The organism is Phaeovulum sp. (genome assembly GCF_047638075.1).
In the GTDB taxonomy this organism is placed as follows: Bacteria; Pseudomonadota; Alphaproteobacteria; order Rhodobacterales; family Rhodobacteraceae; genus UBA6197.
The window spans coordinates 18,524-44,521 of sequence record NZ_JBLJBV010000041.1; the positions used below are offsets into that span (position 1 = coordinate 18,524).

Annotated in this window: 27 protein-coding genes and 4 pseudogenes; 15 read left to right on the forward strand and 16 right to left on the reverse strand. The window is 60.4% G+C overall.

What is annotated here, in order from left to right:
- Positions 1–10: 10 nt before the first annotated feature.
- The 6 genes from ACM62R_RS06015 to ACM62R_RS06040 all read right to left on the reverse strand — a co-directional run bounded on the left by ACM62R_RS06015 (position 11) and on the right by ACM62R_RS06040 (position 7,034).
- On the reverse strand, positions 11–997 hold the full coding sequence (locus ACM62R_RS06015) for an ABC transporter ATP-binding protein (protein ID WP_415183153.1): 987 nt from the start codon (positions 995–997) through the stop codon (positions 11–13).
- On the reverse strand, positions 994–1,941 hold the full coding sequence (locus ACM62R_RS06020) for an ABC transporter ATP-binding protein (protein WP_415183154.1): 948 nt from the start codon (positions 1,939–1,941) through the stop codon (positions 994–996). The genes ACM62R_RS06015 and ACM62R_RS06020 overlap by 4 nt, the downstream gene beginning before the upstream one ends.
- Complete coding sequence (locus tag ACM62R_RS06025) at positions 1,938–2,762, reverse strand: ABC transporter permease (protein WP_415183155.1); 825 nt, start codon at positions 2,760–2,762, stop codon at positions 1,938–1,940. Before ACM62R_RS06025 ends, ACM62R_RS06020 begins: the two co-directional genes overlap by 4 nt.
- On the reverse strand, positions 2,759–3,694 hold the full coding sequence (locus ACM62R_RS06030) for an ABC transporter permease (protein ID WP_415183156.1): 936 nt from the start codon (positions 3,692–3,694) through the stop codon (positions 2,759–2,761). Before ACM62R_RS06030 ends, ACM62R_RS06025 begins: the two co-directional genes overlap by 4 nt.
- A 65-nt stretch (positions 3,695–3,759) precedes the next feature.
- Positions 3,760–5,352, reverse strand: a complete 1,593-nt coding sequence (locus ACM62R_RS06035; RefSeq protein ID WP_415183157.1) for an ABC transporter substrate-binding protein — start codon at positions 5,350–5,352, stop codon at positions 3,760–3,762.
- Between the two features lie 50 nt (positions 5,353–5,402).
- Positions 5,403–7,034, reverse strand: a complete 1,632-nt coding sequence (locus ACM62R_RS06040; protein ID WP_415183158.1) for an amidohydrolase — start codon at positions 7,032–7,034, stop codon at positions 5,403–5,405.
- Between the two features lie 130 nt (positions 7,035–7,164).
- On the opposite strand from ACM62R_RS06040, the gene ACM62R_RS06045 reads away from it, so the two are divergent.
- Positions 7,165–8,157: a P1 family peptidase gene (locus ACM62R_RS06045; protein ID WP_415183159.1), complete on the forward strand. Its 993-nt coding sequence runs from the start codon at positions 7,165–7,167 to the stop codon at positions 8,155–8,157.
- A 27-nt stretch (positions 8,158–8,184) separates the two neighbouring features.
- Here ACM62R_RS06045 and ACM62R_RS06050 read toward each other — a convergent pair whose 3' ends face one another.
- The 6 genes from ACM62R_RS06050 to ACM62R_RS06075 form a co-directional block, all read right to left on the reverse strand.
- A complete protein-coding gene (locus ACM62R_RS06050) occupies positions 8,185–8,886 on the reverse strand; it encodes an ABC transporter ATP-binding protein (RefSeq protein ID WP_415183160.1) in 702 nt (233 codons plus the stop codon).
- Positions 8,883–9,716: an ABC transporter ATP-binding protein gene (locus tag ACM62R_RS06055; protein WP_415183161.1), complete on the reverse strand. Its 834-nt coding sequence runs from the start codon at positions 9,714–9,716 to the stop codon at positions 8,883–8,885. The genes ACM62R_RS06050 and ACM62R_RS06055 overlap by 4 nt, the downstream gene beginning before the upstream one ends.
- Complete coding sequence (locus tag ACM62R_RS06060) at positions 9,709–10,575, reverse strand: ABC transporter permease (protein ID WP_415183162.1); 867 nt, start codon at positions 10,573–10,575, stop codon at positions 9,709–9,711. Before ACM62R_RS06060 ends, ACM62R_RS06055 begins: the two co-directional genes overlap by 8 nt.
- Positions 10,572–11,537, reverse strand: a complete 966-nt coding sequence (locus ACM62R_RS06065; protein ID WP_415183163.1) for an ABC transporter permease — start codon at positions 11,535–11,537, stop codon at positions 10,572–10,574. The genes ACM62R_RS06060 and ACM62R_RS06065 overlap by 4 nt, the downstream gene beginning before the upstream one ends.
- A gap of 99 nt (positions 11,538–11,636) precedes the next feature.
- Positions 11,637–13,229, reverse strand: a complete 1,593-nt coding sequence (locus ACM62R_RS06070) for an ABC transporter substrate-binding protein (protein WP_415183164.1) — start codon at positions 13,227–13,229, stop codon at positions 11,637–11,639.
- A 160-nt stretch (positions 13,230–13,389) separates the two neighbouring features.
- Entirely contained in the window at positions 13,390–13,839 is a 450-nt protein-coding gene (locus tag ACM62R_RS06075) for an RrF2 family transcriptional regulator (RefSeq protein WP_415183165.1), read from the reverse strand.
- Positions 13,840–13,965: 126 nt separating this feature from the next.
- Between ACM62R_RS06075 and ACM62R_RS06080 the strand changes: the two genes are divergently transcribed.
- The 11 genes and pseudogenes from ACM62R_RS06080 to ACM62R_RS06130 all read left to right on the forward strand — a co-directional run bounded on the left by ACM62R_RS06080 (position 13,966) and on the right by ACM62R_RS06130 (position 21,202).
- Complete coding sequence (locus ACM62R_RS06080) at positions 13,966–14,226, forward strand: DUF2249 domain-containing protein (protein WP_415183166.1); 261 nt, start codon at positions 13,966–13,968, stop codon at positions 14,224–14,226.
- A gap of 53 nt (positions 14,227–14,279) precedes the next feature.
- Entirely contained in the window at positions 14,280–14,705 is a 426-nt protein-coding gene (locus ACM62R_RS06085) for a DUF6522 family protein (protein ID WP_415183167.1), read from the forward strand.
- Positions 14,706–14,793: 88 nt separating this feature from the next.
- Positions 14,794–15,639 (forward strand): succinate dehydrogenase iron-sulfur subunit, encoded by an 846-nt coding sequence (locus ACM62R_RS06090; protein WP_415183168.1) that lies wholly within the window; start codon positions 14,794–14,796, stop codon positions 15,637–15,639.
- 14 nt (positions 15,640–15,653) lie between these two features.
- Positions 15,654–16,031 carry a succinate dehydrogenase, cytochrome b556 subunit gene (sdhC, locus tag ACM62R_RS06095; RefSeq protein ID WP_415183169.1) on the forward strand — a complete coding sequence of 126 codons (378 nt, stop codon included), beginning with the start codon at positions 15,654–15,656 and terminating at the stop codon, positions 16,029–16,031.
- Positions 16,028–16,411: a succinate dehydrogenase, hydrophobic membrane anchor protein gene (gene sdhD / locus ACM62R_RS06100; RefSeq protein WP_415183170.1), complete on the forward strand. Its 384-nt coding sequence runs from the start codon at positions 16,028–16,030 to the stop codon at positions 16,409–16,411. The genes sdhC and sdhD overlap by 4 nt, the downstream gene beginning before the upstream one ends.
- A gap of 36 nt (positions 16,412–16,447) precedes the next feature.
- A pseudogene (locus ACM62R_RS06105) lies at positions 16,448–16,615 on the forward strand (IS6 family transposase); the annotation flags it as partial.
- A gap of 273 nt (positions 16,616–16,888) precedes the next feature.
- The gene (locus tag ACM62R_RS06110; protein WP_415183171.1) at positions 16,889–17,260 is read left to right on the forward strand and encodes a PqqD family protein; all 372 of its coding nucleotides are present in this window, start codon (positions 16,889–16,891) and stop codon (positions 17,258–17,260) included.
- 6 nt (positions 17,261–17,266) lie between these two features.
- Positions 17,267–18,322, forward strand: coding sequence for a hypothetical protein (locus ACM62R_RS06115; RefSeq protein ID WP_415183172.1), 1,056 nt, complete (start codon positions 17,267–17,269; stop codon positions 18,320–18,322).
- On the forward strand, positions 18,322–19,074 hold the full coding sequence (locus ACM62R_RS06120) for a glycosyltransferase family 2 protein (protein ID WP_415183173.1): 753 nt from the start codon (positions 18,322–18,324) through the stop codon (positions 19,072–19,074). Before ACM62R_RS06115 ends, ACM62R_RS06120 begins: the two co-directional genes overlap by 1 nt.
- Positions 19,071–19,739, forward strand: coding sequence for a glycosyltransferase family A protein (locus tag ACM62R_RS06125; RefSeq protein ID WP_415183174.1), 669 nt, complete (start codon positions 19,071–19,073; stop codon positions 19,737–19,739). Before ACM62R_RS06120 ends, ACM62R_RS06125 begins: the two co-directional genes overlap by 4 nt.
- Before the next feature lie 278 nt (positions 19,740–20,017).
- Positions 20,018–21,202: a nucleotidyltransferase family protein gene (locus ACM62R_RS06130; protein WP_415183175.1), complete on the forward strand. Its 1,185-nt coding sequence runs from the start codon at positions 20,018–20,020 to the stop codon at positions 21,200–21,202.
- Positions 21,203–21,860: 658 nt separating this feature from the next.
- Here the strand turns inward: ACM62R_RS06130 and ACM62R_RS06135 are convergent.
- Positions 21,861–21,989 (reverse strand): annotated as a pseudogene (locus tag ACM62R_RS06135) (IS3 family transposase); the annotation flags it as partial.
- 81 nt (positions 21,990–22,070) lie between these two features.
- Between ACM62R_RS06135 and ACM62R_RS06140 the strand changes: the two are divergent.
- Both ACM62R_RS06140 and ACM62R_RS06145 read left to right on the forward strand, forming a co-directional pair.
- Positions 22,071–22,283, forward strand: a pseudogene (locus ACM62R_RS06140) (IS21 family transposase); the annotation flags it as partial.
- Positions 22,284–22,300: 17 nt separating this feature from the next.
- A pseudogene (locus ACM62R_RS06145) lies at positions 22,301–22,555 on the forward strand (acyl-CoA dehydrogenase family protein); the annotation flags it as partial.
- 134 nt (positions 22,556–22,689) lie between these two features.
- Here ACM62R_RS06145 and ACM62R_RS06150 read toward each other — a convergent pair.
- Positions 22,690–22,890, reverse strand: a complete 201-nt coding sequence (locus ACM62R_RS06150) for a hypothetical protein (protein ID WP_415183176.1) — start codon at positions 22,888–22,890, stop codon at positions 22,690–22,692.
- A gap of 407 nt (positions 22,891–23,297) precedes the next feature.
- A complete protein-coding gene (locus ACM62R_RS06155; protein WP_415183177.1) occupies positions 23,298–24,281 on the reverse strand; it encodes a DMT family transporter in 984 nt (327 codons plus the stop codon).
- Positions 24,282–24,373: 92 nt separating this feature from the next.
- Here ACM62R_RS06155 and ACM62R_RS06160 point away from each other — a divergent pair, with 92 nt between their 5' ends.
- Positions 24,374–25,330 carry a LysR substrate-binding domain-containing protein gene (locus tag ACM62R_RS06160; protein ID WP_415183178.1) on the forward strand — a complete coding sequence of 319 codons (957 nt, stop codon included), beginning with the start codon at positions 24,374–24,376 and terminating at the stop codon, positions 25,328–25,330.
- 363 nt (positions 25,331–25,693) lie between these two features.
- Here the strand turns inward: ACM62R_RS06160 and ACM62R_RS06165 are convergent, their stop codons facing one another.
- Positions 25,694–25,993 carry a hypothetical protein gene (locus ACM62R_RS06165; RefSeq protein WP_415183179.1) on the reverse strand — a complete coding sequence of 100 codons (300 nt, stop codon included), beginning with the start codon at positions 25,991–25,993 and terminating at the stop codon, positions 25,694–25,696.
- Positions 25,994–25,998 lie beyond the last annotated feature (5 nt).

Genomic DNA, 25,998 nt, shown 5'->3' on the forward strand with positions numbered 1-25,998 from the left:
GGCGGCGCTGTTAGCTGAATTCCGCCGGCCCCGCGCGGCCGCAACGCACAAAATGACCGGGCCCCACCTCGATCAGATCAGAGGGGGCGGGGGCGGAATAGACATCCGGCCGGCTGATATCATCGGGGTGAAACCGATACCCCGCCGGCGGATTGGGCGCGGTGTTCAGGTTAGCGCGTTTATCCGGGTGCAGCACCGTATCAGGATCAGGGATGGTTGAAATCAGCTTGCGCGTATAGGGATGCGTCGGATTGGAAAAGATCGCGTCCCAGCGGCCAAGTTCAACTATCTGGCCAAAATACATCACCGCCACACGGTCGCTCATGTGTTCGACCACGCCCAGATCATGGCTGATCATCACGAATGACAGGGAAAGTTCTTCTTGCAGGTCCAAAAGCAGGTTGATGATCTGCGCCCTTACCGACACATCCAACGCCGAGACCGGCTCATCCAACATCAGGATGCGCGGGTTCAGGATCAGCGCCCGCGCGATGCCAATCCGCTGACGCTGGCCGCCGGAAAACTCATGCGGGTAGCGTTCGGCAAATTCGGGGCGCAGATCGACCTTTTTCAGGATATCCTCGATCCGGTCGTCGACCTCGCTTTTTGCGGTGGTGCCGTGCAGGCGCAACGGGGCCGCCAGTGATCCGCGCACCGTCTGGCGCGGATTAAGCGAGGCGTAGGGGTCTTGAAACACCATCTGCGCGATGCGCGCCCGGTCCATCCGGCTGGGGGCATTGGCGCCGATGATCGACTTTCCCTCAAACAGGATATCCCCCGAGGTGGGTTCCTGAAGGCCCATGACCGCCAGCGCCGTGGTGGATTTCCCGCACCCCGATTCCCCAACGATAGACAGGCATTCGCCCTTTTGAAGGTGCAGGTTCACCCCGCTGACCGCCCGCAAAAGCCGCTTGTTACGGGCTAGAAACTGGCTTCCAACAGGGAAATGCACATGCAGATCCTGAATCTGCAACAGCGGCGCTGGCGGTCTGGTCATGGCCTGCCCCCGCTGCCGGGCGCCTTGGCGCGCAGATGGGCGTTGCGTTCCGCGTTGCGGGGCTGAAAACAGAATTCCTGCGTCAGGCTTTCCTTATCCGTGATCAGGCTGTCGATATCGACCAGCCGCTGGCGCCCATGGTCGTGGCGCGACCCAAGCCGCGGCAGGGCCCCCAACAGACCCTTGGTATAGGGGTGGCGCGGCGTGGCGAACAGATCATAGGTATCGCGTTCCTCGACCAGCCGCCCGGCATACATCACCCCGACCCGCTGGCACATATTGGCGATCACGCCCAGATCGTGGCTGATCAGCAGTACGGCGGTGCCCCGCGCGGCGCAAAGTTCCGCGATCAGCTTCAGCACCTCGGCCTGCACCGTCACATCCAGCGCGGTGGTCGGTTCGTCCGCGATCAGCAGATCGGGGTTGCAGGCCAGCGCAATGGCGATCATCACCCGCTGACGCATACCGCCCGACATCTGGAACGGATAGGCCTTGACCCTTTGTTCGGGTGCGGGAACCTTGACGCTGGCCAGCGCGTCGATAGCCAGCTTATGCGCCTCGTCCCAGCTTTTGCCCTGATGCAGCACGAACATTTCGGCAATTTGGCGCCCCACAGTGGCCAGCGGGTTCAGCGCCGTCATCGGTTCTTGAAAGATCATCGCAATCCGGTCGCCGCGCAGATCGCGCATGGCCCGTTCCGACAGGCCGCGCAGATCCTTGCCCTTGAACAGGATCTGCCCCTCGGTAATTGCCAGCGGCCGTTTCAGCAGCCGGATCATCGACAGCGCCGTCAGGCTTTTGCCTGACCCCGATTCACCGACCAGCCCGAACGCCTCGCCCGGCAGGATCTTAAGGCTGACATCGCGCACGATCCCCACAGTTCCGCGGCGCGCGGGGATGCCGACATGCAGGTGGCGCAGTTCCAATAGCGGTTCCATGCTCATGTCCGGCGCGTCCGCATATGCGGGTCAAGCATGTCGCGCAGCCCGTCACCCAGCAGGTTGAACCCCAGCACCGTCATGAAAATCGCCATCCCCGGCGCGACCGCCGCCCAAGGCGCAATCACGATCAATTCGCGTGAATCGGTCAGCATCGAACCCCAGCTTGGGAACGGCGGGCGAATACCAAGCCCCAGAAACGACAGTGCCGCCTCGGCCAGGACGGCCGCACCAATGCCCAGCGTGCTGATCACCAGAATCGGCCCGACCATGTTGGGCAAAAGCTGCGTCGCCATGATGCGGATATCGGAATATCCCAGCGTCTGCGCCGCCAGCACATAGCCATTCCCCTTTAGCGACAGCGTGGACGAGCGCGCAATGCGGCAGGTCCAGGACCAGTTGGTCAGCCCCAGCGCAATCAAGAGGCTGGGCAGGCCCGGCCCCAGGATCGCCATGATCGCCAGCGCGAAAATCAGCGACGGAATTGCCAGCATCACGTTGGTCAGCCCGTTGACCAGATCATCCCACCAGCCGCCCCAATAGGCCGCCGAAATGCCCAGCGACAGCCCAATGACCGAGTTGATAAGCTGCGACACCACCCCGACCGTCAGCGAAATGCGCGCGCCATAAAGAACGCGGGTAAACACATCGCGGCCCTGCGCATCGGTGCCAAACCAGAAGGTGCCGTCAGGCGGCATCTCTGCGCTCATCAGATCGGCGTCAAACACCGGATCGAACGAGGTCAGCAGCGGCGCGAAAATGCCGCCCGTAATCACCAGAACGCACAAGAAGCTGCCGATCCAAAGGTTAAGATTAATGCCCCTCATGTCTGTTTGATCCTTGGGTCGATCGCCGCATAGATGATGTCGACGAAGGTGTTGATCAGCAAGAACCACAGCACGATCACCAAAATCGTGCCCTGCACCACCGGAATGTCGCGGATCGACACTGAATCAACCAAAAGCGTGCCGATACCGGGCCAGGAGAACAGCTTTTCAATGACCACCGCCTGCCCCATCATTGACCCGAATTGCAAGCCGATGGTGGTCACGACCAGCACCATGACGTTGCGGGTCAGATGCCAGCGGATCACGCGGGCGTTGCTCATGCCCTTGGAATGGGCGGTGCGGATGAAATCCTCGTTCATGATTTCCAGCACCCCGGCGCGGGTGGTGCGCGCCAACAGCGCCAGCGGCGTCACGCCAAGCGCGATAGAGGGCAGGATCAGGTATTTCAGCGCGCCACCGCCGTAGCCGAAACTGGGCAGCCAACCCAGCACCAGCGCAAAGAAATACATCAGCAAAAGCCCAAGCCAGAATTGTGGCAGCGACAGGCCCGACACCGCCCCCACCATCGTCACGGAATCCAGCATACTGCCCGGCCGCAACGCTGCGATGAAACCCAGCGGAACCCCCACCACGATCGCCAGCCCCATCGCCGCGATCGACAGCTTCAGCGACGGCCAGATACGCGCCTTGATCACCGTCGTCACCGGCTGACGGGTGCGAAACGAGGTGCCAAGGTCGAACTTGGCCAACCCGACCAGATAAATCCCGAACCGTTCGTAAACCGGTTTGTCGAGCCCGAATTCCTCATTCAGGCGGGCCATCAGTTCAGGGTCGCCGGCGGTTTTGCCATCGGCCGACATGCTGGACGCAAAGCTGCCCGGAATCACGCTGAACAGCACAAAGATCAGCAACGCCACCGCGATAAGCGTCGGGATCACCTGCAACAGGCGCCGGATGGTAAAACGCAGCATGGCCTAGGCCCTTCTGTGCCCTGCGGCCCCGTCAAGGGGCCGCAGATGCGTTTGAATGACCGGGGTCACTTGCGTGAATCGGGGGCTGTATCGTCAATCCAGAGGTCTTCGTAATTCTGGATCGCAAGCTCGGTCGCGTTGGCCTGCAAACCGTGCAACCAGGGCTGATAGGCCATCACCGCCTTGTTATAGTTGAAAAACCAGCTTGGTGCCTCGTCTTGGACAATGTCATTGGCCTGACGCAACAGATCAAGTTTTTTGGCCTCGTCCGTCTCTGCCCCGGCTTCTTCAAACAACTTGTCGAAATCCGCATTGTTGAAGGCGTCATAGTTGCACGCGCTGCGCGAGGTTTTCGAATAAAAGCACTTCAGCGCCGTGTAGGGATCGGGCCCCGACACGTTCGACCACATGAACGACTGAAAGTCACCCGCAGGCACCACTTCGGCCAGAACCGAGGCCTCGACCGGCTTTGCCGTGGCGCGGATACCGGCCTTGTTCAGCATCGGGATGATCGCCTCAACGATGGTTATCCCCCAGCTTTCGTTCTGCGTTGCGGTGATTTCGATATCAACACCGTCCGGGTAGCCCGCATCGGCCAAAAGCTGCTTGGCCTTGTCGGGATCATAGGCGTAGGGCACCGCGTCCTTGTTATAGGCGGGCGATGAAATCGGCAGCCAGCCGGTGGCGCGGTAGGCCTTGTTCTTGACCAGCTTTTCAATGATCAGATCGGCGTTGATGGCATGGTTGAACGCCTGCCGGACCTCTTTTTTCGAGAACGGCTCGTAATCGGGGTTAAAGCCGATATGGCGGGTATAAACCTCGGCTACCTCAAGGATGTGATCTTTCAGGTCAGCGTCGGCCTGATAGGCGACGTACTGCGTTGGCCCCAGCACCGAGGTGTCGATTTCCTTGTTGCGAAACGCAACATCGCGCGCCGAGGCATCCTCCAGCAGGATGATGTTGACCTTGTCCAGATAGGGTTTACCCTCTTCGTAGAACTTGTCGAATTTCTTCACCGTGATCTTGGAACCGGGGATGTTTTCTTCAAACTCGAATGGCCCCAGACCAACCGGATGGATCAAGAAATCAGGGATATCGGCCATATCCTTGGGGTAGATCGCGGCGTTGGTGCGCATCAGGTCAAAGCCGGGGTCGGTGGGTTCGTCATAGCTGATCTGAAGGGTGTGATCGTCGATCTTCTTCAGGCCCTCGATATGATCGGCCTCGCCCTTGTTGAAGGCGTCAATGCCGACCACATGCGAAAGATAGCGCGCGCCGGGAAAGGCGTTCGACGGTTTGGCGATGCGTTCGTAGGAAAAGATGATGTCGTCGGCATCCATCGCGCGGCCATTGTGAAACAGGGCATTGTCGCGCAGCTTGTAAGTGAACACCTTGCGGTCATCCGATACTTCCACGTCGGTCGCAAGTTCCAGTTCCGGCTTGTTGGTGTCGGAATTCCAGTCGTAAAGGCTGCGGTGAATCGCCTTGGCGGGAAATTCGTCCTGCGTTGCGGGCGAGGTGTGAACATCAAGCGTGCCGAAACTGGAGCCATAGGGCGCCACGAAATTCAGCGTGCCGCCGCTTTGCGGGTCATCCGCCCAAGCCACCGCCGATGTGCCAATCAGCATCAGGGCCGATAGTGTCAGGGATTTCATCATTCGTCGTGTCCTCCGTGTTGAGTTTCATGCATTTGCTGCATGTTTGCCGTTCAAACCCCGGCTTGATAGACCACGCGCCCGCCCAGAATGGTCATGGCGCAATGGGTGTCATCTCGTATTTCTTCGGGCGTTGCCGTCAGCATGTTGCGCGAAAAAACCGCGATATCGGCCAGTTGCCCCGGCACCAGACGGCCCTTCACCCCCTCGGCCTTTTGTGAAAACGCCGCGTATTCGGTATAGGCCTGCAACGCCTTGCCGATCGTCACGCATTGATCCGCATCCATCACCGTGCCTTTCCAGGTCTTGCGCGTCAACATGCTGTAGATGTTCGGCCAGGGGTCGGGCTTGCAAACCGGGGCGTCGCTGCCGGTGGCGGGGTGAAAGCCCAGATCATCCCAGGTTTTCAGCGGATAGCTGGATCTTGAGCGTTCATCGCCAAGCACCGCGATGTAGCTGTCACCGAAATCATGGATGAAAACCTGCTGCGGGCAGGGGTAGATGCCTGCGGCCTTCATGCGCCTGTGGTGGGCATCGCTGGAAAAGCCGCAATGCTCGATCCGGTGGCGGCGGTCGGGGTCGGGCTCGGCGGTCAGTGCGGCCTCATAAGCGCCGATCAACTGCCCGATGGCCGCATCACCGATGGCATGGCAGGCCAGTTGATAGCCCATCGAATGGTATTTCTGCACAAGGTGGTTCAGCTCATTATCCTGAAGGATCTGCACGCCGGTCGTGGCATCGTCCCCCAAATAGGGCGCGCTCATCCACGCCGTGCGCCCCCCGGCGGACCCGTCAAGAAAGATCTTTACCGCGCCAACCCGCAGCATATCATCGCCCACGCCCGACACCAGCCCCGCCTCGTGGCACTGTTCCACGATGGATTTGTCCGGATCGCCCAAAAGCACCTGCCAGACCCGGACGGGAAGCCGCCCGTCACGCTTGGCCAGATGATAGGCGCGGATTTCGTCAAACCCGGCCCCCATGCCCACCGCCGCATCCATGCAAGAGGTGATCCCCTGCGACAAAAGGTAATTGCCCGCGCGTTCCGCTGCATCCATCAGATCGTCAATCGTCGGCGTGGGGGGCGCGGCGCGCAACAGCCCTTGGGCGTTTTCCGCCAAAAGCCCGGTCAAGCGACCATCGACCTTTTCGATCACCCCGCCCGCAGGCACCGGCGTATTCTCATCAATCCCGGCCAGCTTTAGCGCCATCGAATTGCCCAGCGAAACATGGCCGCAGGCCCGCACCAGCAACACCGGATGATCCGGCACCGCCGCATCCAGTTCGCTGCGGTCGGGGTGGCGCCCGGTGTCCAGCTTGACCTGATCATAACCGCGCGCCATCACCCAACCGCCCTTGGGCGTCGTGGCGGCCCTGTCGCGCAGCTTTTGCAAAAGCGCCGCCAGCGTGGGTGCGGAACCGGGGCTGGCATCAACCCATTGCATTGTTTGGCCCAGTGGCATCAGATGCAGATGCGCGTCATTCAACCCCGGGGTCGCAAACTGCCCCTGCAAATCAATGACCTCAGTTTGCGGCCCGCGCAATTCCATCATCCGGGCGTCAGTGCCGGTCGCCAGTATCCGCCCCTGCCAGATTGCCACCGCCTCGCATAGCCCATCATCAAACCCGCACCAGAACACACCATTATACATGATCATATCGGCTTGGCACGGGGATGCAGACATCGGATTCGGACCTCTGGATTCAGGTTCAGGCGCCCCGATCCTTGACCAGAAAATTCTCAATATCAAATACAAACTTGACCAATATCAAAAACATATGAAACCAAGGCGTACGATGGAGGGGGCCGATAAGATGACAAAGACCAACCGCAAGCGGCTGCGCGCGCATGGCATTTCGCCGGGGCATTACCCCCCTGGGCCACTGAACGCGATCACCGATGTGGCGGGCGTTCTGGTTGGCCATTGCACCCTGTCAGAGGGGGCGCGCACCCGCACCGGGGCCACCGCCATCCTGCCCCACGGCGGCAATATCTTTCAAGACAAGGTGCCAGCGGCGTTGGCGGTGCTGAACGGGTTTGGCAAATTTGCCGGGGCAACGCAGATCACCGAGCTGGGCGAGATTGAGACCCCCATCTTGCTGACCAACACCCTGGCCACCGGCCGCGCGATCGAGGCGATAATCGCCCACACGCTGGCACAAAAGGGAAACGAGCATGCCGTTTCCATCAATGCCGTGGTCGGTGAAACCAACGATTCCGGGCTGAACGACATTCGCGCCCCCCGCCCGTCGGTTGCCGAAATGCGCCTAGCGCTGGAGGTTGCCACCTCTGGCGCGGTGGCCGAAGGGGGCGTTGGCGCCGGGACCGGCACCATCGCCTTTGGGCTGAAGGGCGGCATCGGCACCGCCTCGCGCCGCGTCGGCGGCTGGACGCTGGGCGTGCTGGTGCAAAGCAATTACGGCGGGCATCTTCTGGTTGAGGGTCGCCCCGTGCCCAAGGGCGTGCCCGACCATGACGCCGATGGCTCTATCGTCATCGTCATCGCAACTGACGCGCCGCTTTGCCCGCGCAACCTTGAACGGCTGGCGCGGCGCGGCTTTGGCGGGCTGGCGCGCACGGGGGCGGCACTAAGCAACGGCTCGGGGGATTATGCGCTGGCGTTTTCAACCAACCGCAACGATGCGCGGCTGGCCAACGATGCCATGTCACCCCTGTTCGAGGCGGCGATAGAAACCACCCAAGAGGCAATCCTCAATTCCCTGACCATGGCCGTGGATACCGCTGGCTACAACGCGGCAACCAACACGCCCGCACGGGTGTGCGCGCTGCGGTTGGGGGGTGCTTGATCAACACCTGACTTCTGCCCGATCCGGTTACCTTGCGGCCAGGTCGGCACGGTCAAGCGTTGCCTGAATGCGGCCACCCTGCATTCTGATTGCGCGGTCGCACATATGCCCGATCACCCCCGGATCGTGGCTGACCAACACGAAAGTCATGTTGTGCGAAGCCTTAAGATCGTTCAACAGGTTCAGGATTTCAGCCTGAATCGAGACGTCAAGCGCCGAGGTCGGTTCATCCAGCAGTACCAGCCGCGGCTTGAGAAGCAATCCGCGCGCAATCGCAATGCGTTGCCGCTGACCCCCCGATAACTGGTGTGGATAGCGCTGCGCGATCTGCGCCGGCAGCCCCACTTCGTCCAACGCTTTTGCAACCTTCGCCGCGATCCCCTCCACCCGGCGAACAACCAGCGGCTCGCCCAGAATCCGGGCAACCCGGTGACGTGGATGAAGCGCGGAATACGGGTCTTGAAACACCATCTGTATATCATCGCGCAAAGGGCCGGTGATCTTGTGCCCCGGGCGCAGGGGCTCTGCCCCCAGCCGGATCGTGCCGGTCCAATCGGTGTTCAGCCCCCCCACAGCCCGCAAAACGGTTGTCTTGCCGCAACCCGAAGGGCCGATCAGGCCAAAGGTTTCACCTTCCTGAACGCAAAAGCTGACATCCTGCACCACACGGCGAAACTCATTTTCGATCCCGAAGGAAATATTCAGGTTCTCAACGTGCAACAGGCTCATCTGCGCCCCTCTTCACGGTCAATGACCGGCAGCTTCGTGCCATAGGTCCGCGCCGAGGGTCGGGCCCGCCACAGCGCCGACGTATAAGAGTTTTCAGAGCGCCCCAAATTCTTTGCGGCGATCTGATCGACGATCCGCCCCCCACGCATTACCAACACACGGTCCGCATAATCTGCGACCTGTTGCAGATCGTGACTGATCAGCAGCAACCCCATGCCCATTTCGCGCGTCAAGGATCGCATCAGATCCAGCACCTGCACTTGCAGATCACGATCCAGCGCCGATGTCGCCTCATCCGCGATCAGCAATCTGGGTTCGTTGATCAACATCGCGGCAATCATCACCCGTTGCCCCATCCCCCCCGACAAGGCGCCGGGGCGGCTGCGGTAAACCCATTCAGGATCCGGCAGACCCACCTTTTCAAGCATCGAAATCGCGCGGGCGCGCCGCTGCGCTGCGGGCAGGCGCGTGTGCAAAAACAGGCTTTCCTCAACCTGCCGTCCGATCCGCAGCGCCGGGTTGAGCGAATATTTTGGGTCCTGCAAGATCAGGCCAAGCCCGTTCCCGCGCAGGCCGCGCCATTCACGGGGGCCGATCCGCGTCAGATCGCGCCCTTCGAAACACAGCCGATCAGCGGTTATGCGCGCGCGGTCCGGCAGCAGCCCCATCACCGCGCGCCCGGTCATCGACTTGCCTGAACCGGACTCGCCTACCAGGGCGACAATCTCGCGCCCGACGGTAAACGAAACCCCGTCAACCACCGCCACAAATCCCTTTTCAGAGGGAAACGCCACCCGCAGCCCTGCAACATCCAAAAGGGGCTCAGTCATGGCGTGGGTCAAGGATATCGCGCAGACCATCGGCCAGCAGGTTAAAGGAAAGGCTGGTCAGGAAAATCGCCCCCCCCGGCGCGGCGGCGATCCACCATTGATCAAAAATCACCTGCGTTCCCTCGGCCACCATCGAACCCCATTCTGCGGTTGGCGGCCGCACCCCCAACCCCAGAAAGCCAAGCCCCGCCGCGGCAAGGATGATCCCGCTCATATCCAGCGCAAGCCGCACGATCGCAGAAGGAAGAACCATCGGCAGGACATGCCCCCACAGCAGGCGATTACCGCGGATACCAACCATTTCCGCGGCCGCAAGGTAATCTTTCTGCCGAAGCGCCATGGTCTCTATCCGGGCCTGGCGCGCATAGGCAGGCCAGCTTGTCAGCGCCAACGCCAACGCGCCATTCAACAGCCCCGGCCCGATGATCGCCACAAAGGCAAACGCCAGCACAAGGCGCGGAAAAGACATCGTAATATCCGTAAGGCGCATCAGGATGCGCTGGATCAGACCCCCGAAATACCCGGCAAGAACCCCCACCAGCAGCCCGATAGGCGCCATCAGCAACACCACTGACAGCAGCAGCAGCATCGTGGGCCGCGCCCCCCACACGATCCGCGAAAGAATATCGCGGCCAAAACCATCCGTTCCCAGCCAATGAACCGGCCCCGGCGGTGCAAGCCGGTTGGCCGTGTCCTGAAGGTTCGGGTCAAAAGGCGAAAGTACCGGCGCAAGGATCGCGATCAAAATGACAAGGGTCACACCGGCCACGCCAAGACAGGCCGACGGCGACCGGCCCAGTTTGCGCAGCCCAAGACGCAGGCCCGATTGTTCCGGGGTGGTGACTATGGCGGTGGTCATACACCCCCCGAACGTTCAGCCAGCAGGTCCGTGAAGGTATTGAGAAGAATGAACGACAAACCAATCACCAGCGTCCCCCCAAGAATGGCCGGCGTGTCCCCCGAAAACATCGCCACCGTCAGATACCGCCCGATTCCGGGCCAGGCAAAGACGGTTTCCGTCAGGACCGCGCCTTCAAGAAGGCTCGCATAGCTTAACGCAACGATGGTGATAAGCTGCCCAGAGATATTTGGCAAAATATGCACAAAGACCACCCGCGTGATCGACGCGCCGCGCGCCTGCGCGGTCAGGGTGTATTCCTGCCCGCGTTCAGCCAGGATCAACGCACGCGTCAGGCGCGCAATCCCCGACAAGGCATAAATCGCCAGAACCGTCGCCGGCAGGACAAGATGCGCCACCGCGCTGCGAAAGGCGCCCGGCTTGCCTGACATCCAGGTATCTATCAGCATGAAACCGGTTTGCGGTTTCACCGTATACTGGAACAGAACATCCAGCCGCCCCGGCCCCGAGGCCCATTGCAGCCGCGCATAAAAGAACAGCAAAAACAGCAGCCCCAGCCAAAAGATCGGCATCGAAAACCCGATCAGCGAGGCCACGCGCGCCACCGCGTCAACCACGCCCCCCGGCCGAATTCCCGACACGATCCCCAGCAGCAGCCCAAGGCTGGCGCCGATCACGATGGCAACCGTCGCAAGCTCGATCGTGGCGGGAAAGGTGCGCGCGATATCGGACGACACCGGTTGCCCGGTCGAAATCGAACGGCCAAGGTTTCCGGTCAGCGCCTTGGCCGCATAAATCCCGAATTGCACCGGCCATGCCCGGTCCAGCCCCAGCTCTTCGCGCGCGGCAAGATAGGTCGACTCGCTCGCGTGATCGCCCACCATCTGGAGCGCGGGGTCCACCGGCGAAAGCCGCGTCATGGCAAAGGTCGCCACCGTCAGCCCCAGCACGGTCAACGCCACGCCCAGGGCCCAGTGCAGCCCGCCCCGAAAAATGCGCGCCCTGCGTTGGGCCGCAACGCGACGCGGGGCGGGGCTGTTTTCCGGGGCGGCGGTTGGCACTTACTTTTCGACCATATCGTAATAAACCTGATCGGCGTTCAGACCCTGTTTGTAGCCTTTGATGTTATCGCCCAGCACCACCTGATCGTTCCCTTGAAACATGAACACATAGGGTGAACTGTCCTGCACCTTCTTTTGCAGGTCCGCATATAGCGCGGCGCGCTTGGCGGGGTCTTGCTCTTTCACGGCGGCAAGTGTTTCATCAGAAAGCTCGGGGATCAGCCAACCCGCCTGTTTGGCCACGGTGCTTGCAGTGTTGTCCTTGTTGAGGGCAAAGGCGCTCGCGTTCGAGTGCGGGTCGAAATAATCAGGGATCCAGTAGCGCAGCGTGATTTGATAATCACCGCTGCGCCCCTTGGCATAGATGTCCGAGGCCACACCGGGCTGAATATCAAGATCAATCCCCGCCTCGGCAAAGGTTGATTGCAACGATTGCGCGATTGCCATGAAGGGTTGATCCTTGAACACCGGAAACTCTATCTTGAACGGCGTCTCGATGCCCGCATCGGCCAGAATCTTGCGCGCCTTTTCAACATCCAGCGTGTAGGGGTTTTCGGTCACTGCCCCCGGAAAGCCTACCGGTAGAAATGCCTGATGAACCACCGACTGGCCGCGCAACAGGTTGTTGGCGATCCCGTCATAATCAATCAGATAGCGCGCCGCCAACCAAAAGGCGGGGTTGCCAAGCGTCGCATTGGCCTGCGAATTGATCAGCAGATAATCGGTTCGCGCCGACGGGATCGACAAAACCGTGACCCCCTCTACCTTTTTAAGCGCCTCGATCTGGTCCGCTGATAGCCCCCGCGCGATGTCGGCGTCATGCTGTTCAACCAACAGCCGCCGCGCCCCGGCATCGGGGACGTTTTGCAAGATCACCGTTTCCAGCTTTGGCGCCCCGGCCGGTGACGCCGGATTGGCATTCAGCACCAGGGCCTCATGCGGGATGTAAGAGGCGATGGTATAGGGGCCGCTGCCTGCGGAATGCGTGCGCAGCCAATCGTTGCCAAAATCATCATCCTTGGCATGTTCCAAGACCGTTTGCGCATCTATGATGGACGAAATCGGCGCGGTCAGGATTGACAGCGCAAAAGACGGCCCGACATCGGCGCTCCAGCTTAGTTTCACATGGCTGTCATCAAGTTTCTCAATCGCCTGATCGACGCTTTGCGCCGTCCAGCCCAGTTCGTTCAGAATGAACGCAGGTGATTTGTTAAGCTTGACGGCGCGCGCAAGCGAAAAGATCACATCCTCGGGGCGCACCGGGTTCCCCGAGGCAAAGGTGGCCCCCGGCCTGAGCGCCAACGTCAGGCTGTGCCCGTCCTCACCGATTTCCCAGCTTTCCGCCAGCGCCGGATTGATTTTCGTTCCATCGTCGCGGTCGGGTTCCACCAAACGCTGATAAAGGCTGTTGAACGATTGGACGGTTGTCAGCTCAAACCCTTCGGCCGGGTCAAAACTGACGGCATCATCAATGGATTGCGCCACGATCAGCGCATCGGGCGGCGTTTCGGCCATCGCAACCGGCGCAACAATCGCCATTGACAGGCCCAGAACACTGCCAAGCAACCGGGTTTTGGTGAGAGTCATCAGCATTCTGATCTCCTGCAAGAATAAGGGCATCTTCGTCCAACGCCTGATACGCAGAACAAGGCCTCAGTTCCACACCGTAAATTCAAGAGTCGCAAGGGTCAATTCGCGCCACGGCACAGCCGCGGGCTTTTACGGCCAGAGGCCGGGGGCGTTGCGGTGGTACTCATGGCGCTGGTCTATGGTCACGCGCCGCGACGATCGCCCCGAATTGCTGCGGCTGGATGATCAGATCGGCAAGCGTGTGGCGATCCATGACCGCCATAAAGGCGCCCAATGCCTCGGTGACGATCGCGGGCAAACGGCAAAACGGCAGGATCACACACCCGCTTGCGGGCGCGAGGCACTCGACCATCTCAAAATCCGGCTCGGTCAGGCGCAACACATCACCCAGACGTATTTCCTCGGGGGGCAGGCCCAGCGTGAACCCACCGCTGCGGCCCCGCTGCGACCGCAAGATCCCGGCACGGGCCAACACACCGATGATCTTCATCAGGTGCCCGCGCGAAATATCATAGATTTCGCGGGTCTCGTCGATCGTTACCAGCCGGTCACGATGCGCCGCCGCAAAAACAAGCACCCGCAACGCGTAATCCGACATCACCGTCAGTCTCATATCTTTCCCCACTCAGATCTGCTGCGCACGCCAATTTGATGGTTTCTTACATACGATCTTAAAAAGAATATTGATAATGTTTTATTTAGAGCGTAGCGATAGATCATCAAGAAAGAGGTGATACCCATGTCCGACAGCCCCTCCACCACCGCCAAGGCCCCGACAGTCGTCGATTTGCGCCCCATGTTCCCCGCCGAACGGCACACGACGGTCTTTGCAGCGCTTGAATCGCTTGAACCCGGTGCTACGTTTGTGTTGATGAACGATCACGCGCCGGTGCCGCTGTTGCAGCGGATCGCCCAAAACTGGCCTGATCAATTCGAGTCAGAGTTTCTGGCCGACGGCCCCGAGGTCTGGCAGGTGGCAATCACCCGCAAGAACGCCTGAGCGAAAGCCAGAGTCAGGATCTAACACCCCACAAAACCCTTAAGGAGGAAATCATGTTGAAACTGATGCTTCCCGACGCCAGAGCCAAGGTTGACATGACAGCCGTTGCCCAGGCATTTGGCATCAACGCCAAGGGTCTCGACGACGCGATTCATGCCGGCACCGTCAGCCGCTGGTACGAAGTGGGCCAAGACGACCAAGACAACAAGCCCCATCAGATTTTCGCCTCTGCGAAATTCCGGCGTCGGGTGGACGTCGATGAACATGGGCTCGTGCATTCCGTCGACGCCTACAAAAGCGCATCCGCCAACCCGCCGGAACCTACATCAAGCCACGGCAAAGCCCCGCTGACAAAGCCGGTGAACGCCAACATTCAGGACGCAGCCGCCGTTGCCCGCCGCGCCCATCTGGAGGAACTGCTTGACGAGGCCCTTGACGAAAGCTTCCCGGCCAGCGATCCTGTCTCCATCAGCTTTTGACAGCACCCAAAGGACAGCCCACCGATGACGCCACCCGCCCTGCGGGTGATTGCCGTCAAAAGGGCGAACAGCGCAGCAGGGCATCGCAATGGTCGAGCACTCTGACGACGTAGACGAAATTCCGCGCCTGAAATGGCCACGCCGCTTTCCGGTGCCGCGTGATTTTGGTGTGGGCAAAGGCTCTCATATAACGGTAGGCAAATCGTGGCCCGCCCCGAAAGGCGCGAGCCGCATTGCCACCTTGCGGATTTATCGGTTCAACCCCGATGATGACAACGGCCCCCGGATCGACACGTTCCGCGTTGATCTGGATGATTGCGGCCCGATGCTGCTGGATGCGCTGATCTGGATCAAGAACAAGGTGGACCCGACCCTGACCTTCCGGCGATCTTGCCGCGAGGGGGTCTGCGGGTCCTGTGCGATGACGATTGACGGCACCAACTGGACGGCCTGCACCCGCGCCATGGATGAGCTTTGCGAACCGGCCACCATCTATCCGCTGGCCAACCTGCCGGTGATCAAGGATCTGGTCCCCGATCAGGCCCACCTTTTCGCCCAGCACGCCCTGACAGAGCCGTGGTTGAAAACCGAAACCCCCGCGCCCGAACATGAGCGCCCGCAATCGGTGGCGCAGCGTCAGGCCCTGGATGGATATTACGAATGCATCCTGTGTTTTTGCTGCACATCCGGCTGCCCCAGCCATTGGTGGAACGGCGATCGCTTTCTTGGCCCTGCCGCCCTTTTGACCGCGTGGCGCTGGCTGGCCGACAGCCGCGATGAGGGCCGGGGCGAACGTCTGGATGCGCTCGATGACCCCTTTCGCCTTTACCGTTGCCACACGATCCTGAATTGCACCCGCACCTGCCCGCGCGGCCTGAACCCCGGCAAGGCCATTGCCGAGATCAAGCGGATGATGCTGGAACGCGGCGGTTGAAAAAGGAACAGACCATGCGCCATCCCCGCCCCAAATCGCCCAATATGCAGAACTACCGGCCTCAGCTGACCTCGGTCATGTCGTTTGGCCACCGGCTGTCCGGCGTCACCCTGGCCATTTTTGCCTTTGGCCTTGCCGGCTGGCTTTTGGCGGGGGCGGCCGGCCCGGCGGCGTTTGGGCGCGCGCAGGCGATCATGCTGTCGGGGGTGGGGCGCGTTGTGCTGTTTTTGGTCACGTTGGCGGTCTTTTATCATCTTTGCAACGGTATCCGGCATCTGGTCTGGGATAGCGTGCACGCGTTTGAGCTGCGTCAGATCTATGCGGGGGGCTGGACCGTGATGATTGCCAGCCTGTTCCTGACATTGGCCCTATGGCTGTGGGTGCTGCTATGAGCGGCCCCCACCTTACCGCCTATTCTGTCGCGCATGGACGGGGGGCCGCGGGGCATGCGGCGCACCATTGGTGGGCGCAGCGCGTTTCAGCCATCGCACTGGTGCCGTTGGTGCTGTGGCTTCTGGTGGCATTGGCGGGCGGTGCGGCGGCCGATTACGCAGCGCTGACTGTCTGGCTTGGCGCGCCGCTGAATGCGGCCCTGATGATCCTGCTGGTGATCGCGGCCTTCCACCACGCCGCCCTTGGGCTAAAAACCATTGCCGAGGATTATGTCCATTCACGCGCGCGCTTTGCCGTCATCGCGTTTGTGCAACTTGCTTGCGCGGCGGGCGGTGGGGCGGGTATCGTGGCAACCATGGTGATCGCCATCGCCGGTTGACCGGGACGGGCAAACCCTTGATTTCGCTGCGCGGATCTTCGGTTCATGCTATCCGGGCGTCGTGACCTTGCAGCGGCTCGCAGATTCTTCAAACAGGCCATCGGCACGAACCGCGTGCCAGACCGGGTTTTGATTGACAAAGGCGGCACCAATCTGGCCGGCATAAAAAGTATGAACGTGATCTTGAAATTCACCAGCACGGGGCGATTCAGCATGGCTCAACGCGTTAACGGTCGCATCGACCAGGTGCTGCAAAGCTACCACTTCGGATCAGGCGATAAACCGGGGGCTATGCTGCGGCGCTATGTCTGGCTTTACAACCAGCAGTTTTCGCAATCAGCCTTGGGCTGCAAGTCGCCCTTGCAGCCAATGAAGGACTGGTACAAACTCTGATCAGAGCTGTTCAAGAAACAGCCATACCACCTTCCGGGATTTGACAGCTGGTTGTTGAATTGAGTAGATAATCTGGAGACTTTAATGACGAGCTTCCTGATCGCGGGACCTGATATCGTTGACGAGCAGTTTGACGGTGAGATGGTGATCTTGAACCTGCAAACCGGACAATACTTTGGCTTGAACGAAAGCGGCGCCGCCCTGTGGGTAGCCCTTACATCCGGTCAGAACCCCGAAACCATAGCAGGCCAGCCCGGGGCGGACTTTGCTACCCGTCTTGTTGATCTTGGTTTAATCAAGACGAGTGACTCCGACCCTGTCCAAGGCGTGGAACTTACGCTTGCAGCCCCCCCCACCATTGAGGTTTACGATGATTTGTCAGACCTGATCATGGCGGATCCCATCCATGATGTTGACGAGGACAGAGGGTGGCCAAACCGCCCTGAAACGGCTTGACGCCACATGTTGGAACGTAGCCCTGCCTACCGCGAAAGTGCATATGACCGTCGCCTGATCCAGCTGTTGAAATCTGTTCTTGACGGGTTTGACACCCTTTCCAAAACCGCGCGGTTTTCCCGCCGTTTGGACGTGGCCGGCACGACGTTTGAAGTCTGCTGTAACGATCACGACTATCTGGAGCAGGCAGAACGCGCCCTTGCCACGCGGCCCGGCACTGATGGGCGCATATGCAAAATTGCGGTTATCAGCGCCGACGACCTCGTGGGCGCCATGCCGGTCTGGACGTTGGACGGATTTCATGAACGTCAGTGGGAAGCCGTTCTTGCACAGACATCCTACCGCCTGCACTACTTTGAGAATCTGGAGTTCTGGCAGGTCTTTGATGTGGATCGCGGGATCGGTGTCCAGTGGATGAAGGCAAAAGATGCCCTTCCCGCGTGGGACAGCGGGTCTCCGTTGCGGAATTTTGTGCAGTGGCGGCTGGGAACACAGACCGCGTCACTTCTGCATGGCGGCACCCTGGCCCTATCTGAAAGCGGGGTTCTTCTGGCGGGCGAGGGAGGGGCGGGGAAATCCTCGACCGTGCTGGCGGGCATATTTGGCGGGCTGCAAAGCGTTGGCGATGACTACGTCCTTGTCGACGTTGAAAACCTTGTTGCGCGCCCCGTGTTCGACACACTCAAACAGGATGAAAAAGGCTTGCGGCGCTTGGGGCAATGGCAACATCCTTTGATCCCAAAGGCCCCCAACTGGCAGGGAAAGCACCAATTCTACATGCCGGACGTGGTTGACGGCGGCCTGCCTTCTCAAATTGAATTGAAGGCGATTGTGCTGCCGGAACTGACCTACGCGCAACACACATCACTCATCCCGACAACCGCAAAAGAGGCTTTCCTCGCACTTGCGCCCTCTGGCGTGACACAAATTCACTGCGACAGAGCACGGCTTTTCCATGTGGCGGGGCGCATAACCCGCGCCTTGCCGGCCTACCGGTTGCGGCTAGGGACACAGCCGGATGAAATCGTGCAGGTGCTGCGCACTTTTTTGGAGGCTTTGTGATGGTTGTCACCGTAATCATTCCGGTTTTCAACCGGCCCATGGAAATACGCAGCGCTGTGGAATCCGTCATGCGTCAGGCCTGCGCATTGCCGCTTGATATATTGATCGTCGATGATGGATCTACGGATGAAACGCCCGAAGTGCTTGCAGCTCTTGCAACCCAAGACCCGCGCATAAGGAATATCAGGCGCGACAACGGCGGCGTCACATTGGCCCGCAACACTGGGTTGGACGCATTGTTGCCGCAAACGCAATACGTCACTTTTCTAGATTCTGATGACCTGATGGCACCGGACCGTTTTGTGCGCGATCTGCCCATTCTGATAGAAAATCCGGATCTGGGATTAACCTATGGCGATATGGTCATCACCTTTGCATTGGATCGCAAAAACCTGACGGTTCCACACGATGCCAAACAGCAACGGCTGACCAGTATTCATTTGGCAAGTTGCCTGTACCGGCGCAACCTGATCGACCGGATCGGTCGTTTCGACGAGTCCCTGAAAATGGCAGAAGATACCGATTATATCTTTCGAACCTTCGAAATCGGTATTTCGTTTCGCCAGACAGATACCATTTGCCATTACTACCTGCGTCACCCGGGAAACATGTCGTCAAAACTGCGCGACAACCAGATCTGGTTTGCACGCGCCATTTTGCGTAGTGTCCAGCGCCGCAGGGACGACCCGACCCGTACATTGGTCAAACCCACATTCAGCATCGAATTGCAAAAGGACTTTTTTGTATCATGAGATATGCTGTCGCCATACCAGCGTTTAACGCCGCACAAACCATTCATGAAACGTTGGCATCGATAGTGAATCAAACCATCGCTCCGGTTGAAATCGTCGTGGTGGATGATGGATCATCAGACAATACGACAGACATCGTCGAACAGTTTGGCCACGGGGTCCGGTTAATCAGGCAAGCGAATGCAGGGTGCGGCGCGGCCACAACTGCGGCCATCAACGCCACAAGCGCGCCGATCATGGCAACCGTTGATGCCGATGATCTGTGGGTGCGAGACAAGCTTGAGCGCCAGCTTGCCAGTTTGAACGGCTTTGGCGCAGACACACTTTCGTTCACAAGAATGCGCCAGTTCCGGCACGAGGATCCGGAACGCGGCAGCGGTCGTGTGCAGGATGGTTGGGGCCGCTCGACCCTTGTGATGCACCGCTCCTCCTTCGAAAAAGTCGGGCCCATCATAGATCCGCCGGGCAATTGTGGTGACATGGTTGACTGGATCGGCAGGGCACGCCAAATCGGGTTGCGCACGCACATGTTGCCACAGGTGCTGGCCCTGCGGCGGATTATTTCCAGCAGCATGACCTTCAACCTCAACAACGATCAACGCCGCGCATACCTTGCTGTCGCCCGGGCCTCCATGTTGCGACAGCGGGAAGCAACGAAAAAATGAACAGCACGCCTTCTCGCGGTTTTCCGAATTTTTCATGGGCGTGGCCGGGTGGCCCGCGCCTGCTGCTGCTGCACGCCGCCATCAACCCCGATGCGCAAACCGCCCGCGATGCACTGACCGACTGGCTTGCCAACAACGATCTGGACGACGCCGCGTTTCCCGAGCACCGGTTGTTTTCGGCAATAACAACCCGGTTTGGTCGCTCGCTTGAGGGGTTGGCCGAGTACCCCCGTCTGGTTGGCCTTCAACGGCTGCACTGGACCCAATCGCGGTTGGCAGTGTCACAAAATCTGCCGCCGCTACGAGACTTTGTCGACGCCGGCCTGAAGGTTGTGCTTTTGAAGGGCGCGGCACGCATTGCCCTCAATCCGGTAGAACAGAAATCCCGCACAGCATTCGATCTCGACTTGCTCTTGCCGGACGGGGATTTCGAAACCGCCGCAGAGATGCTGACCGCGCAGGATTGGCAGTCCAGCCGCGGCGAGAGTGCCCTTGGTCTGAAGGCGCGCATATCGAGCGTTCGCGCGCGCAATTTCAAGAAGGGCCGTTTCGGAGACATTGATCTGCACCGTGCTGCTTACCAAAACATTTACGCCAACGCGCATTTCGACGCCCTGATGCTGCAAGATGCGCGGACTGCCGAATACTACGGGGTGCCTGTGTTCGTGCCATCTGTTGAGGAACGCTTGGTCATGGCGATGGGCCACGGCGCATGGGATGGACACCATCATAGCGACTGGCTGGTCGATATTGCTGCAATGCTGGAAACCGAGGCCATCAATTGGGATAAATTGCATAAGATTGCGACGGGTCGCCGTCTGCGTGGGCCAAGCGCCATCGCGCTGTCATTTCTGGCGCAAGAAATGAACCTGAAGATACCGCATGAGGTGTTGCGGAAATTTGGCGCAGACCGGCCGCGCGCGCGAATTCGGGACATACCGGATCTGATCATGGCACGCGAAACTGACGCGTTGAACGGTTCACAAAAGCGCTTGCGTAAGGTCGTCCACGGTTTTTACCGGCTGCGGCGCTCGGGTAGAAACAGGACGCAGGACGTTAAACTTGTCCGCACCTTTACACGATCAACCGCGCTGGAAATCTACAGCCCGGAAGACGTCACCGTGGCCGCAGTGCAGCCTGACAAGGCGCGCGGCGGGCAATGGACCCTGACAGCAAAGCTGCTGGTCAAGGCACCGGCCATCCGCAGGCGGATCGAACTCGACGTGAATGGTCCGAACCGGAACCTTTGCCATGTTCAGGTGCTGCATCTGCGACAGAAGGCTGGTCTTCAACTTGTCACTTTTTCAGTGCGGTTGAATTTGACTGATAAAGATTTCCCGATCTCAGTGCTTTCATTGCCAAGTAAATTCATCGAAGCCGAACCCGATAGCCACGAATACCGAAAATATAGCAGAGTGTCATTCAAGGCCCTGAGTTTAAAACTTGACCCCGGCAAAACCTAAAACCGGCCGTAATATCCTCTATACCGTTTCTGCTCCAAAATCCGAAAACTATCTTTCGTTATGCCGCTGAAGTTGTCTGACACCTTGTCGCGCAAGGTTTTCTAATCGCGCGGGATGGTTTCACGCATGAACGCAAGAATAGCGTCGGCAAACGGTTTTCGACTTGGGTTGAGGCGCCCCCCATTCCTTGGACAGGATCTGGGGTTTTCCAAGCTCTGATCTGCTCTTGCTGATCGGGGTGCGTTGCTTCGACTTTCAGCGAGTAGACCATCGCCGGTGGTTGCCCGCCAGAGGCTTTGTGCGGGCGGCGGTGATTGTAGAACTCCATCCGTTTCCGGACACCCGCGCGGGCCAGAGACCCGGTCTCCCAGAAACCCACGGCGCATCCATTGCCCGGCAGGCGATTTGGCAGGGCCAAATCTGCCGAGTGGGGGCAGATAGGTGATGTCCACGCACCAGACCTGGTTTGGCCGTTCCACCTGCAGCCCATGCAGGAGGTAAGGGCAGGCCTTGTGTCTCTTTGCGGGCTTACTGGTGTTACTTCCGATCCCAAGGCTTGAGTTCTTTCCAAAAAAGAGTTGACCACCGTCAGCTCCCCAATCTTGGCATGCAGATCCCTGACCTGGTCTTCATCGATGACCGGTGCCTTGCGGCGGCTGCGTTCAAACACACCGGACGCGCCACCACGCAGCGCGCGTTTCCATTGGTTGATCATCGTCGGATGCACGCAGAACCGGCTCGCCAGTTCCGACACGGTCGCCTCCCCTTTCAACGCTCCCAGCGCCACCTTCGCCTTGAACTCAGGGGCGAGCTGCTACCGCCTCGGAAGTTCTGGTCGCGGCCAATCATTGAAATGTATGCGGCCGGGATGTTGGTTGTGGAAACGATTGCCAAGATCGGGCGAGCGTATTTCATCCAAGGTAAGCCGATCAAGCAGATCTGCCGTGAGTTGCGGGTGTCGCGGAACGCGGTGCGCAAGGTGGTGCGGTCGGAAGCAACGGAGTTCAGCTATGACCGCTCGACGCAGCCCCGTCCGAAGATTGATCCCTGGCGCGATCATCGACTGCCAAAGCGTCAAAAGCGCAGAAAAAGGGGGGTCTGGCACAAACCCAACTGCAACAGCTCAAGCTCGCCAAAATGCTGACAGAAATCAGCCTTGGCGTGCAGGCAAGCCTGCGCGTTGGTCGCCTGATGGAGGATGCCCAGGCTGCGCCTGAAATGATTTCAGTCATCAAGCGCAACAACTGCGGCAAGGCACTGGCGCGGACATCGCGTGACATGCACGGCGGCAACGGGATCTCGGAGGAATTCCAGATCATGCGCCACATGGTGAACCTTGAAACAGTCAACACGAATGCTGATCAGAAATCAGCGATACCCCAGTTGGCCGCAGCCTTGTCGAGCGACACCACGCACCATCCGAACAAACTCCGGTGGGCTGATTGTGATCGATCGGCCGGGGCCCGGTGCCGAGCCCCGGCTGAGCCTCAGACGGGCATGTTGTCCCAAAGGCTCTCGGCATCGCCGCACACGGTGATGAGATGCCGCCGCGCGCGCCGCTGGGCCGGTGCCTCGGGGTCCCCGAGGCTGTAGCGCAGCTTGCTCTTCAATTCTTCCGCGCGGGCGGGGTTTGCCAGGAGATCGTCCACGAACAGGTCAATCTCGTCGCGACGGTTCGTTTGGCTCATGCCATCCTCCCGAGTGAAATGTCGCGCCAGTGCGGGCGCGACTGTTGCCGTAAGACCACGCAAATACGACCAAAGCGATTCTTGTCTCGCCTTTGTGCTGGGCATCTTTTCGCAAGTCCGACTCATAGGCTGCAAACTGCCCTAACGTAAACCTGCATCGCGCAATGCTTGCCGCTCCATTCCGGCGAGCCGCGCCGCCTCCGCCCGGCTCGCTCCCTCGGGCGCGGTGGCGATCACATATATCCGCGCCGTAGTCCGCCCGTCGTGCTCTCGGCGTGCGGTCCGGCGCAACCCTGCTGCCGTCCGATCCTCCCCGATCTTGAGTGCTGCACCATCACATCCTCCATATCTGGTAGATGAAAGGGAATCACATTGCGTAGCCTCAATAAAGAGCCTTCCGAGTCAGATCAGCCGCTCGTCGGTACCACTTTACGTTCGGGTGGGGCGTCGCAGTCCGGGCCTTTCCTGGCCCGGAGGGTTGTCGAGGTCAGACCGACGCCGAGAAGAACGAGAACGACGCCCAGGGCGAAGTAAAGCCCCATCTTGTCGCCGAACAGTGCCGCCGAGGCTGCAATGCCGAACAGCGGTTGCAGGAACTGTACGCTGGCCGCGATGCGGGCGGGCACGGTGCGCAAGAGCCACAGCCAAAGGAACAGGCCCGCAGCCGTAACCAGCAGCCCCAGATAGGCCGCGGCGGCCACGGCGACGGGCTCTACCCTGAACGGGGTCTGTGCAATCTCCCATCCGGTGAAGGGCAGGAGGGCGAGGAAGCCCGCCAGCGTGCTCCATGCCGCGACGGTGACCGTGCCGTGGCTTGCGGTCAACTCCACACTCCAGACATAGTAGAAGGCGATGGCAAGCGCTGAGATCAGCATCAGGAGGACGCCAAGGGCCGTCGTCTGACCGGCGGTGCTGCCATCGCCTTGCCCCGATGCGACAAGTGCGATGCCCGCGAACGCCGCCGCGAGGCCGATCCGCTGCCACCCGGTAACCGGCTGGTGCAGGCGCAGCGCTGCAAAGACCACGACCAAGACCGGGATCACCGCCGAGATCACCGTACCGACCGAGGCCGAGGTGCCGACGATGCCGAAGGTCTGCGCCACCTGCCCGATGCCGATGCCCAAAAGCCCCAGGGCCACCACCTGCGGGAGCGCGCGAAGGGGCAGGCGACGGTGGCCAAGCGCAAAGAGAAACAGGATCGGCACCGCGATCCCGAAGCGCAGCGCCGTCAGCGTCATTGGCGGCATCGACTCGAGCGCCAGCTTGGTGATCGGGATCGACAGGCCCCAGATCAGCGCCAGACACAGCAGCGCCGCGATGCTGAGCGGCGAGAGCCGAGTTGCAAGGGATGCAAACGGCGGCGCAGAGGGGATCGAAGTGGTACTGGTCATGGAGCGTCGCGCGGGTCCAAGAGTGTTCTTTGGTCACCTCTTGCCGCCGAACGCGCCATCTTACAAACGATTTGTTTGCAGGTTATGATTGAATGAAACGCAATCATGAGCCCGCAATGCCCAGCCGCCCGCCGCCGATGCAGACCTTGCGCGCCTTCGAGGCGACTGGCCGCCTGCTCAGCATGGCGCTGGCGGCGGCGGAACTGAACCTGACGCCCGGCGCCCTCAGTCGCCAGATCCAGACGCTGGAGGCGGATCTGGGCGTCGCTCTGTTCCGGCGACTGACCCGGCGCATCGAACTGACGGCCGAGGGCACGGCGCTGCATCAGGTGGCCAGCCGGGCGCTCGCGGAACTTACGCGCGAAGCGGAGCGGCTGCGGTCGCAGAAGGGTGCGACGCGGCTGACCATCAGCACCAGCGTTTCCTTCGCCAGCAAGTGGTTCGCCCCGCGCCTGCACCGCCTCGTCGCACGCCTGCCAGAGGTGGATATCCACCTTGAGGTCAGCGACGTGAACATCGACCTGTCCGACCGCCGCGTGGATGCCGCGATCCGCTATGGCACGGGCACCTATCCCGGCACGGTCGCGGAGCGCGTCCTCGACGAGACGATGAGCCCCGTCTGCAGCCCCGGCTACCGGGCGCGCATGGGCGGGCTGGCAGAGCCCTCTGACCTGAGCCGCTGCACACTGTTCAACGAGGAACGTATCCTGCACGACGACAGTGCGCTGCCCAAGTGGGAGCGCTGGTTCACCGCCGCGGGCGCAACCGGCGCGTGCAGCCGAGGACCGACGTTGAGCCATGGCAGCCTGACGATCGAAGCCGCCATCCGCGGCGAGGGCGTCGTACTGGGCCGCAGTGCACTTGTGGCGGAAGATATCGCGTCCGGCCGGCTGGTGGAACTTTTCCCCCGGATCCGCCTGCCTGTGGGCCGAGGTTACGACCTTGTCCATCGGCCCGGTGAGGCGAATGATCCGCTGATCGCCGTCTTGCGGGACTGGCTGAAGGATGAGGTGCGGGCGTTCCTGGCAGCCACCGAGCGCGGCAGTTAGCTTGCGTGCCTCGCTGGATGTGGTGCTACCCAAATTCCGCTGAACCGTCACAAGAGCCGAAGCCCGGTTCCACTCCGAAACAAGAGCTACAGGAGGTGCGGGCGGTAAATGTCGCACGGGAAGTCGACCCGAACGCGCCGAAGTCGTCGAATAACATATCGAAGACTGACCCTGGCACTTCAGCGAAGGCACGCAGCCGCGCGGCTCGCGCCGCTGCGGGTGGCGGTGGCCAGGGTCAACTATTGCTCGATATCGAGGGATTGAGGATCACGAGCGCAGACCGGACGGCGCCGGCTTCGGCATTTCCGATGGGCTAACTGGCCCGATGTTGCATATGCGGGCGTTTAGGGGAACAAAGAGAGATCATTCCGTTCCATCCATCGCCTTGAGGCACATGACGACGTTTTCGGCTGTGAACTTGAACCCTTGCCTGTCTGGCTGACGCTCGACGTTGATCGGGTATTTTGGCCGGCGGGTTTCGATGCCGACCATACGGAACGTTTCCCGCCCGGTTGAGAACTCGCGGCCAAAGTCGTCCGGGCTGAGACCATAGTTGTTTGCGAGCAGTTCGAACTTGGCCTTTTCGGGGTCGAAGACGGTCCCGTCCGCCAAGGGGATACCCACCTTGACGCCGACATTCGAACCAGAAACCCCGCTGATCATGGTGT

Excerpts from the sequence above, each read along its gene's own strand:
- ACM62R_RS06015 (WP_415183153.1), bottom strand. The coding sequence starts at position 997 with ATGACCAGACCGCCAGCGCCGCTGTTGCAGATTCAGGATCTGCATGTG.
- ACM62R_RS06020 (WP_415183154.1), bottom strand. The coding sequence starts at position 1,941 with ATGAGCATGGAACCGCTATTGGAACTGCGCCACCTGCATGTCGGCATC.
- ACM62R_RS06025 (WP_415183155.1), bottom strand. The coding sequence starts at position 2,762 with ATGAGGGGCATTAATCTTAACCTTTGGATCGGCAGCTTCTTGTGCGTT.
- ACM62R_RS06030 (WP_415183156.1), bottom strand. The coding sequence starts at position 3,694 with ATGCTGCGTTTTACCATCCGGCGCCTGTTGCAGGTGATCCCGACGCTT.
- ACM62R_RS06035 (WP_415183157.1), bottom strand. The coding sequence starts at position 5,352 with ATGATGAAATCCCTGACACTATCGGCCCTGATGCTGATTGGCACATCG.
- ACM62R_RS06040 (WP_415183158.1), bottom strand. The coding sequence starts at position 7,034 with ATGTCTGCATCCCCGTGCCAAGCCGATATGATCATGTATAATGGTGTG.
- ACM62R_RS06045 (WP_415183159.1), top strand. The coding sequence starts at position 7,165 with ATGACAAAGACCAACCGCAAGCGGCTGCGCGCGCATGGCATTTCGCCG.
- ACM62R_RS06050 (WP_415183160.1), bottom strand. The coding sequence starts at position 8,886 with ATGAGCCTGTTGCACGTTGAGAACCTGAATATTTCCTTCGGGATCGAA.
- ACM62R_RS06055 (WP_415183161.1), bottom strand. The coding sequence starts at position 9,716 with ATGACTGAGCCCCTTTTGGATGTTGCAGGGCTGCGGGTGGCGTTTCCC.
- ACM62R_RS06060 (WP_415183162.1), bottom strand. The coding sequence starts at position 10,575 with ATGACCACCGCCATAGTCACCACCCCGGAACAATCGGGCCTGCGTCTT.
- ACM62R_RS06070 (WP_415183164.1), bottom strand. The coding sequence starts at position 13,229 with ATGCTGATGACTCTCACCAAAACCCGGTTGCTTGGCAGTGTTCTGGGC.
- ACM62R_RS06075 (WP_415183165.1), bottom strand. The coding sequence starts at position 13,839 with ATGAGACTGACGGTGATGTCGGATTACGCGTTGCGGGTGCTTGTTTTT.
- ACM62R_RS06080 (WP_415183166.1), top strand. The coding sequence starts at position 13,966 with ATGTCCGACAGCCCCTCCACCACCGCCAAGGCCCCGACAGTCGTCGAT.
- ACM62R_RS06085 (WP_415183167.1), top strand. The coding sequence starts at position 14,280 with ATGTTGAAACTGATGCTTCCCGACGCCAGAGCCAAGGTTGACATGACA.
- ACM62R_RS06090 (WP_415183168.1), top strand. The coding sequence starts at position 14,794 with ATGGTCGAGCACTCTGACGACGTAGACGAAATTCCGCGCCTGAAATGG.
- sdhC (WP_415183169.1), top strand. The coding sequence starts at position 15,654 with ATGCGCCATCCCCGCCCCAAATCGCCCAATATGCAGAACTACCGGCCT.
- sdhD (WP_415183170.1), top strand. The coding sequence starts at position 16,028 with ATGAGCGGCCCCCACCTTACCGCCTATTCTGTCGCGCATGGACGGGGG.
- ACM62R_RS06110 (WP_415183171.1), top strand. The coding sequence starts at position 16,889 with ATGACGAGCTTCCTGATCGCGGGACCTGATATCGTTGACGAGCAGTTT.
- ACM62R_RS06115 (WP_415183172.1), top strand. The coding sequence starts at position 17,267 with ATGTTGGAACGTAGCCCTGCCTACCGCGAAAGTGCATATGACCGTCGC.
- ACM62R_RS06120 (WP_415183173.1), top strand. The coding sequence starts at position 18,322 with ATGGTTGTCACCGTAATCATTCCGGTTTTCAACCGGCCCATGGAAATA.
- ACM62R_RS06125 (WP_415183174.1), top strand. The coding sequence starts at position 19,071 with ATGAGATATGCTGTCGCCATACCAGCGTTTAACGCCGCACAAACCATT.
- ACM62R_RS06150 (WP_415183176.1), bottom strand. The coding sequence starts at position 22,890 with ATGAGCCAAACGAACCGTCGCGACGAGATTGACCTGTTCGTGGACGAT.
- ACM62R_RS06155 (WP_415183177.1), bottom strand. The coding sequence starts at position 24,281 with ATGACCAGTACCACTTCGATCCCCTCTGCGCCGCCGTTTGCATCCCTT.
- ACM62R_RS06160 (WP_415183178.1), top strand. The coding sequence starts at position 24,374 with ATGAAACGCAATCATGAGCCCGCAATGCCCAGCCGCCCGCCGCCGATG.
- ACM62R_RS06165 (WP_415183179.1), bottom strand. The coding sequence starts at position 25,993 with ATGATCAGCGGGGTTTCTGGTTCGAATGTCGGCGTCAAGGTGGGTATC.